The following is a 7862-nucleotide window of genomic DNA, read 5'->3' as shown; positions in this document are numbered from 1 at the left end:
ATTCTTCAATCAAACACTGATGAAGCAGCGAAAAAAGGGGGAGAGAGCTTGACCAAGAGCGATGGGCGTTTTAAAAGAACTTGGGTCCTTCGCCCCTGAAACATGAGGAGATATACTTGAATCAACCGACAAAGCTGTTCAATCAAAATTTCTTTCTATTATGGCAAGGGCAATTCATTAGCCGATTGGGGGTCAATATGTATGGGGTAGCGATGGCCCTGTTTTTGAAACACACCACTGGGTCAGCTACCTTAATGGGACTGATGTGGATGTTCTCGGGATTGCCGATCATTATTCTGGGACCGTTCGCTGGGATCGTGGCTGATCGATTTTCTCGGCGCAAAATTTTGATTATCAGCGATGTGATCAATGCGATTGCGGTGAGTAGCTTCAGCCTATATCTATTCAAGCTCGAACAAAAATCAGATTTTGCGATCATCGGCTTATTTGCCATCGGCATCATTCTGGGGATCACTGGTGCATTTTTTAATCCCGCTGTGACAGCGGCCATACCGGATATCGTGCCGCGCTCCAAGATCGCGGCAGCCAACTCGATGGGACAAATTTCGATGCAAGTGACCGCTTTTATGGGTCAAGCTTTGGGTTCGATGATGTACGCGATAACTGGCGCTCCGGCTGTCTGTTTGATCAATGGCCTTGGCTATGCCTATGGGGGGATTAGCAAAATGTTCATCCACATCCCCCAGGCTCTTCCATCACGAAAGAGCAATTTAAAAGAGAATCTGGTCGAATTTAAAAATGATTTGATTGAGGGGCTAAAATTTGTCTGGCATAACCGCGGGTTACGGACAATGATTTATATATCAGCCATCACCAATTTATTTACCACGCCAATCCTGCCCTTACTGCCGTTTTACGTGGAGGATTATCTGAAGATAGGGGCGCAGTGGTATGGATTCTTTTTAGGAATGACTGGCATTGGTGCTCTTTTTGGATTTGCTTTCGCGGGGCTGATTAAAATTCAGCCAAAGGCCAAGGGAAATATGATGATCCTATTCATTATTCTCATGTCATTGGGATATGGCCTTCTCGGCCTGGTGAGAGTCCCAACAATAGCGCTGGGTTTAGCATTTTTCGGTGGATTTATGGGCGGCTACGTTGCGGTCAACATCTCTGTGGTGCTGCAGCTCACCACACCAACTGAAATCCGGGGCCGCGTGATGGCGCTGCTCACCACGTTAATGGGGAGCCTTATGCCCATCGGTATGGGCCTCGGTGGTTATATCGGTGATCTGTTGAATAAGAATATACCCCTTATTTATGCCTCGTGTGGCGCCATCATGGCAAGTTTAACTATGCTTGTCGCTCTAAACAAACAATTTAGGGACTTTCTCGCTCACGAACAGGAAATCAAACCTATTTTGAACACTCAGAAAAACATCGCCACAGCCGATCTGGCTTAAGAACGATGATCGAGGAGGATGTGAATAGTGATGTGAGGAGCTTGTTCATCGGATTAATTAATTTTGAACCAGCACCCGCGATGGTGAAAGGCAATTTCCGAAGTTGTTTTAACCAATCGATTTGATCAAGGTGGCAAACTGATAATTGCTTTGAGAAGAGTAGATCAGAATCGAAATAAAATAATATGAATAGGAGCATCGCTGATGTCTTATTATTGCAAGGCCTATTGTCTCGCTAAATTTCGTCAGTATCCAAAATGGAAGGAGAAAAGCGAGAACGCGAGAAAAGAGGCAAAAACTGAAAATGGCAAGGTTGAGCAAGTGCCTCGTCAATTAACTGATAAAGATTATCTTTATCTTCACGATAATCTGGTGGTCACTGATGGCATTTGCGATGATCAAAACATCATTTTTGATGAGATTACTCCAGAATGGGAAGCGTTCTGCCGCGATGTTCTGAAATTCGAGGTGCCGAGCGCTTGCAAATCAACTGTTGAACCGAACCGTTCATAACAATGAAAATGAATGAATCTGTTGATGATGAACTCAATACTAATTGAACGAGATCATTTAATTTGAACGAAAGGAGTAACTATGGGTTGGGAAGACAAAGAAGATACCACGATCTACAAGGTGGTTGTAAATCATGAAGAACAATATTCGATTTGGCCAGCAGACCGCGAGAATCCATTGGGCTGGCGGGATGTTGGAAAAGTCGGCAAAAAAGCCGAGTGTCTGGAGTACATCAAAGAAGTATGGACCGATATGCGGCCGCTGAGCCTGAGAAAAAAAATGGAAGAAATGGCTCAGAAAACCAAGGCGCAGCAGAATTGAGCCTGCCGCAATAAACGCGGTTGTAGCTGCATCAATGTTAATGATTGCTGTCTATAGGATGGAGGATAGTGCTTATTAAGCTCGAAAGTCAGTTCCCCGTGGATGGCAAGATGGGCGAAGGATGGAGTCTTGTCATCTGCGGCAGAACCTGAGGAAAAGAATTTGGGAGTTGGGGCTGTTGAACTTTCGCCTTGCTCAATTGGGCTAAGGGAGATGTTTTAATGGTTAAAAAATGATACAAGAATAAGGGGATCAATGGGAACGACAAGTCAAGATCAAGAACGGACGCGAGAGGTTTATGAGCAGGTGGGAGGCTATCAAAAGCCACCACTCATTTCGCTTCCTCCAATAGAGGAGCTGCATCTGCCTGGATTAAACACCGATGCTTTGGCGCGGAAAGTGCTCAATATTGCGCTTTCTGTGTCTGGATTTCGTCGATTCTACCAGCAGTTACCCCAGCAATTTGAAAATATCTATCGCCATACAAATTTGCGGCTCCCAGGCTTGTATACGCCGCTGATCTCGGCCACCTTGGCGATGACCGATGATCCTCGCATCACGGATCCGTTACAACGAGCTGCAACGCTGCTATTAGGCACCCGCAGCCTATATCATGACCTCGTGAATGGCAAATTGCAGCCAGATACGGTTCAAGGACAGGTTTTGGAGATGGGACAATATCCCAATTTATTTTCAACCTGTTTGACGATTGAGGGCAAGGCTGCGCGGGTTTTCAAGAGCACTAATATCAGCCGCATTATCGTGATAGTCGCTCGCCGCTTCTACGAATTAGAGATCGGCAACTCAGAACAAATGCCAGAATTAGGGCAGCTCGTTTTGGCACTGACCGACATCGTGCAGCGAGCGAGGCAAAAGCGACTTCCGATTGATCAGCCGAGTCCTGCGCTGCTTACGGCAACATCGAACTCTCGACAAATTCGAACGTTTTATCGGCTGCAAAAAATTAAAGTCAATGCAGAGTCACTGGAGAAAATCAAACACAGTTTTGTCACGCTGTGTCTGGAACTGGACAGCAAACCTGAGTCTTACGCCGAAGCTGCATATTTGACGCACTGCACCAACTATGAGAATCGCTGGTTTCATTCCAGTCTTCAACTGGTGGTTTATGGCAATGCCCGCGCGTGTGCAATCTGCAATTTCACCACTTATCTGGACGGGAATACCATGATGCGGGCAGCAGCTGAGATCCAACGCCGAGCGGGCAATTGGCCAGTGAGTAATCATTTGTCCATCCAGAGCGTAGAAATCAAACCAGCTCGAGAGTTAAAATGGCAGGTGCCGCCAATGGCTCTGATGCAAGCGCAACGAGATCTGCGACCGATCATGGATCAGCAGCAGGCAACCTTTGAGATCGATACTATTGGTCGGAATTTTTTCAAAACATACAATGTATCGGCTGTGCCAGCCTTTATCCTGGCGCTGCAACTGACTGCCCGGCATTTTATCGGTCATCATGCCAAGATCACCCAATTTCTTTCCATGTCAAAATATCGTTGCATGGATTTGGTGACCACGGTGGTGACAACGCCACTTGTGGAACGATTTGTCGATTACGTAATGCAACCCCAATTTGATCCGCAGCAAGCAATGGCGTTTTTGCAACAGGCGATTGACTCTCAATCACAAGTGTGTCGGCTGGCACGGCGCTATAATTCACTCGATGATCTGTTGGCGCTATATATTCGAAGAAGCCGTGGGCTGAAGCGTGGATTGGTTATCTTTGTCGTGATCCTGATGAATTTTATTTTGAAACGTTTGGGACGATTAAAATCAGAAGGTCGAGAGATTTTGGTCTCTCACCCGGAGATCTACCCAGAAATTCCAGTGGTCGGTCGGCCGGGCATTCGATTGCCTTACGTTAAATATTTTGGTCTGCACTATCAGATCTATGATCAAAAAATCGTAATCACCATGATGCCATCGCTCACCTGGCGGGTTCCCAACGCCGAGTTGATCGCCGTGCTTGCCGACAGTCTGGAGCGGATCAAACAAATCATTATTGAAGCGAATTGGGGCAAAACAATTACCGGTGATGGGAAAAACACCCATGGAAGCAAATGAACGAACGCGAGCGATTTATGAACAATTGCCCGCATATCCAAAACCACCACTTGTGCCATTGCCTGGCGATGACGATATTGAGGCTTTTCTGGATGAGCTGGGATCCGAGGCGGGACCCATAGCAAAATGGGTCATGAAACACTCCATGGCTCTCATTAGATTTAGGCAGTTCTTGCGCGAACTTCCAGAGCAACTGGAAACCCTGCTGCGCTACGCTGACCTTCGAGGCGGCGGATTGTTTAGTCCGGTCATTTCGGCATCTTTAGCATTGAAGGATGATCCCAGACCGATCAGTCCCATCCAGCGGGCCGCTACATTGATCTTTGCTGCTCGGAGTCTTTATCGCGATCTAATGACGGGGGAGCTTCCCCCGGATCGATTCAAAGATCAAATCTTGGAGATGGGACAATATCCCAATTTGTTCTCCACTTGTCTCATTGTCGAGGGCAAGCGCGCTCGAATTTTTAAGAGCAAGCAGCGTTCGTACATCATCGTGATCCTTGCTGGGAGGTTTTATCGGTTTGATATCGGAGACCCCAGCGAGCCTTTAACATTTCAGCAGCTCGTTTCGGCGCTGGAGGAACTCTGTTTACGAGCCAAAGGAGAGCAAGCAAAGAATCCAATTTCCTCGCCGGGCATATTGACCGTGGCTTCTCATGGGACTCAGCTTCGAATTTTTCAACAGCTTCAGCAGCGACCAACTAACCATGAATCACTGGAGATCATGCGGCATAGCTTTTTCACGCTATGTCTGGATCTGGATCACAGCCCACGGGATGATGCCGAGTCTGCCCGGATCGCTCATGTGGGCAACAATGCCAATCGTTGGTTCCATGCAAGTTTGCAGATTGTGGTTTTCGGTAATTCGAGGGCTGCGGTGATCTGCAATTTTAGTACCTACTTAGATGGAAATCCAATGATGCGCGCTGCAGCCGAGCTGCAACGTCGGGCCAGTAATTGTCCTATTACACAATCCAATAGCCAAATGGCCCATCCCTTACCAGCTGCAGTCTCGTTGCGATGGGACCTCGAACCGCAATGGCTAAACCAAGCGGAGCGGGAGTTCAATCAAATTCTCGATGGTCAGCAAGCGACCTATGAAATCCATGGCTTCGGCAAACGCACTTTAGAACAACTTGGCTATCAACCTATTCCTTTATTTGTGGTGGCGCTATTGATGGCTCTGAAAAAGTTGGTGGGGAGGACCGTTCGGATCACGCAGTTTATGACCATGTCCCGATATCGGTGCATGGATCTGGTAACACCCAATGTCACTACGGCTGCTATGGCGCGCTTTGTGGACTACATGGAGCGGTCATCTGCCGATCAAAAGGAGGCGCTGAACTTATTGCATGACGCCATTCAATCGCAGCTCCAAGCAATGCGCCAGGCGCGAAAATGCTTGCCGATTCCTGATGCGCTGCGGTTACAGCTAATGTCAGCAAAAGGAAGACGCCGATTGTGGCTGATCCTCATGTTTTTTCTCCGAGTAATGATTTTCCGCCTCTTACAGGTGCAAAAACGGATGGGGAGAGAGGTATTGATTTCTCACCCTGAAATCTATCCCGAAGTACCAGTGGTCGGCCGTCCCGGCATTCGCTTTCCAAACGTCAAGTTATTGGGATTGCATTATCAAATCTGGGATGATAAAATTGTGATTACATTTATGCCTGGATTGAAATGGAACATATCTAATCAGGATTTCATTAAAGCACTTGACCAAAGTCTAAATTGTATTAAAGGAATATTTCAATCCGAACTGAAGCCGTGAGAGATAGCAGTTGAATCAAAATTGGTTTGCATATCGAAAATCAAATCCTGGGGCGGTGTTGCGATTGTTTTGCCTGCCATACGCTGGTGGTAGCGCGATGGTCTATCGCAATTGGTCCGATCTGTTGCCTCAAACAATCGAGGTTTGTCCGATCGAACTACCCGGGAGAGGGGCTCGCTTACAGCAGCCGGCGTTCCGAGAGATGATGCCATTGGTCGAAGCCTTAGGAGATGCGCTCATGCCTTATTTGGACAAGCCGTATGCCTTTTTCGGCCATAGCATGGGTGCGCTGATCGCTTTTGAACTGGCTCGGTGGTTTCGCCGCTTGAAGTTGCCTGCCGCGCAGGCGCTGTTCGCCTCTGGTCACACAGCTCCCCACCTTGGTTGCAGCCACGATCCGATTTACAATCTTCCAGACGAGGCGTTCAAGACTAAACTGCGCCAACTAAACGGTACGCCTGAGGCTGTAATCAAAAATGACGAGCTGATGACGCTGCTAATCCCAATGTTGCGAGCCGATTTCCAGGTTAATGAGACCTACCATTATGATACTGAGCCCCCTCTGGCTATTCCAATTATTGCATTTGGGGGGAACGAAGATCATGATGTATCGATTTCAAGTTTACAAGCCTGGCAACACCAAACATCCGCTGGGTTTTCTTTGCACATTTTCGAAGGGGGACACTTTTTCTTGCAATCCGCTCAAAGCCAGGTGCTTCAAACCCTGACCGAGCATTTGAAAAAAATATTGATGAAATTGATTTGAACTCAAGCCATGAATGAAAGCCGTGGTTTAAAAACTGTCGCGGAACCGCTGGCCATTCATCCAGATGAAGTTCATATTTGGAGTGCGCGATTGGAAGTCCCCCCAGCGCAACAGAAAATTTGGGAACTTTATTTGTCGCGGGATGAATTGCAGCGAGCGGCCCGATACCATTTCGATCGGGACAAAAACCATTTTATCGTTGCCCGAGGCGTGCTTCGCAAAATCCTGAGCTATTACACTCAGAGAAAACCGTATGAAATTCGGTTTGATTACAATAAATACGGCAAGCCATTACTGCCCCCGGAGTTGGGTGGCAGAGAATTGCATTTCAATCTCTCGCACTCGGGTGGCATCTGTGTTTATGCTGTGGCCTTCCAGCGCGAAGTAGGGATCGATATCGAATATATTCGACCAGATTTCTCGGCATTGGACATCGCCGATCAATTTTTCTCTCCAGACGAGGTGAAGATTCTGCGCAGTCTGCCCATCGCCGAGCAAAAAAATGCATTCTTTTTATGCTGGACCCGAAAGGAGGCGTTCATCAAAGCCAAGGGCCAAGGGCTTTCCATTCCCCTAGACCAATTCGATGTTTCCTTGATTCCTGGGCATCCAGCAAAGCTGCTGAAAACCCGATACGATCATTATGACGTGAATCGCTGGACCCTATTTGATATTGCCAGCTTCCCCAGTTACGCTGGAGCTGTTGCCGTCGAAGGACGCAATTGCCAATTGAAATTTCAGTATTCATCAGAGTTTTGAAACATGCTTATTTGGGGGTTTATGCATCTCTGGGAAATGGCAGTCTGATTTTAGCGCTTACCAACTTATTAAAGGCAAGAAGCGGGTATTCGACTCATCCTTTCGAGCACAGCGTGGATAAGCTTCAAACCAAGGGCAGACCTCATTATTATGGGCAATACATAAAAACGATTATGATGCCCCCTGGTTATCTTCGTTGACCAATAAGAATTCGGATTTGATTTAT

7 protein-coding genes are annotated in these 7862 nt (G+C 47.2%); all 7 read left to right on the top strand.

Features of this window, described 5'->3' with window-relative positions; genetic code table 11:
- The first annotated feature begins 116 nt into the window (after positions 1-116).
- Positions 117-1424 carry an MFS transporter gene (locus tag ONB37_06180; protein ID MDZ7399738.1) on the top strand — a complete coding sequence of 436 codons (1308 nt, stop codon included), beginning with the start codon at positions 117-119 and terminating at the stop codon, positions 1422-1424.
- Positions 1425-1628: 204 nt separating this feature from the next.
- Positions 1629-1937, top strand: coding sequence for a hypothetical protein (locus ONB37_06175; protein ID MDZ7399737.1), 309 nt, complete (start codon positions 1629-1631; stop codon positions 1935-1937).
- 81 nt (positions 1938-2018) lie between these two features.
- Positions 2019-2258 carry an MbtH family protein gene (locus ONB37_06170; protein ID MDZ7399736.1) on the top strand — a complete coding sequence of 80 codons (240 nt, stop codon included), beginning with the start codon at positions 2019-2021 and terminating at the stop codon, positions 2256-2258.
- A gap of 255 nt (positions 2259-2513) precedes the next feature.
- Positions 2514-4340 carry a choline/carnitine O-acyltransferase gene (locus tag ONB37_06165; protein MDZ7399735.1) on the top strand — a complete coding sequence of 609 codons (1827 nt, stop codon included), beginning with the start codon at positions 2514-2516 and terminating at the stop codon, positions 4338-4340.
- Positions 4327-6111 (top strand): choline/carnitine O-acyltransferase, encoded by a 1785-nt coding sequence (locus ONB37_06160; GenBank protein MDZ7399734.1) that lies wholly within the window; start codon positions 4327-4329, stop codon positions 6109-6111. Before ONB37_06165 ends, ONB37_06160 begins: the two co-directional genes overlap by 14 nt.
- 10 nt (positions 6112-6121) lie before the next feature.
- Positions 6122-6877 (top strand): thioesterase II family protein, encoded by a 756-nt coding sequence (locus ONB37_06155; protein MDZ7399733.1) that lies wholly within the window; start codon positions 6122-6124, stop codon positions 6875-6877.
- 9 nt (positions 6878-6886) lie between these two features.
- Positions 6887-7636 (top strand): 4'-phosphopantetheinyl transferase superfamily protein, encoded by a 750-nt coding sequence (locus tag ONB37_06150; protein ID MDZ7399732.1) that lies wholly within the window; start codon positions 6887-6889, stop codon positions 7634-7636.
- Positions 7637-7862: the final 226 nt, after the last annotated feature.

The organism is candidate division KSB1 bacterium (assembly GCA_034506395.1).
Taxonomy (GTDB): domain Bacteria; phylum Zhuqueibacterota; class Zhuqueibacteria; order Thermofontimicrobiales; family Thermofontimicrobiaceae; genus Thermofontimicrobium.
The sequence above is the reverse complement of the archived record's forward strand: the minus strand, read 5'-3'. Positions and strand labels throughout refer to the sequence as shown.